Genomic DNA, 809 nt, shown 5'->3' with positions numbered 1-809 from the left:
AGGGGTGGAATTCAAGGGGGTCGAGTTCACCGGTGAACCGGATGTCAGTGCCTCTGCCATTGAAAGCCTGTGTGGCATCGCTCCTGCCTTTCATGCCAGTGCCAACCGCATTCTGGTCAACCGCGCTGGCGCCGGTCAGCCGTTCCCCGGTTACGATCCGGTACTTACCCGCATGCTCGAACAGCAATGCCAGAAGCGTATGGATACCGTGGAAAACAGCGGCCTTGCCGGCAAGGTTCGGCAGAAACTGCTCGGTGAACTGGGCCTGGGGGCCACTCTCAATGACATGGCCAGCGAGCTGGCCCTCTCCACTCGCAGCCTGCGCCGCAAACTGGAACAGGAGGGCGCCAGTTACCGGGATCTGGTCGAAGAAGAACGTCGCCAACTGGCGCTGCAATTACTGAACACCACTACCATGAAGATCGAGGAATTGGCGGCCCATTTGGGATACACCGATGCCGGAGGCTTCGTGCGTGCCTTCCGTCGTTGGCAGGGATGTTCGCCCAGCGCGTATCGAGAGAAGGCGTAGGATGTCCCGCGGATTTTTTGTGACCCATAAAAAAGGGCCTCCCACATTTGGAAGGCCCTTTTTAGATGGCACGCCCGAGAGGATTCGAACCTCTGACCTTTGCCTCCGGAGGGCAACGCTCTATCCAGCTGAGCTACGGGCGCAAAACTTGAAGAACTTGGGGTTCAACGGGCGCGAATGATAGCGGGTTGCGGCGGTCTCGTCCATGGATTGGGTGCATCCTGTGTCGGGATCGCTATAATCGGCGCGCCGGGAGCGCCTTCCGGTATCCGAGTATAAG

At 59.0% G+C, this 809-nt stretch carries 1 protein-coding gene and 1 tRNA gene; one reads left to right on the top strand and one right to left on the bottom strand.

Annotation, left to right across the window (positions count from 1 at the left end):
* The coding region (locus A3754_RS03110; protein WP_156496730.1) for an AraC family transcriptional regulator at positions 1-529 on the top strand (529 nt) is incomplete at its 5' end.
* Between the two features lie 66 nt (positions 530-595).
* Here A3754_RS03110 and A3754_RS03105 read toward each other — a convergent pair.
* A tRNA-Arg gene (locus tag A3754_RS03105) sits at positions 596-672 on the bottom strand.
* Positions 673-809 lie beyond the last annotated feature (137 nt).

This window comes from Alcanivorax sp. HI0083 (assembly GCF_001635175.1).
This window is presented reverse-complemented; position numbering and strand designations above follow the sequence as displayed.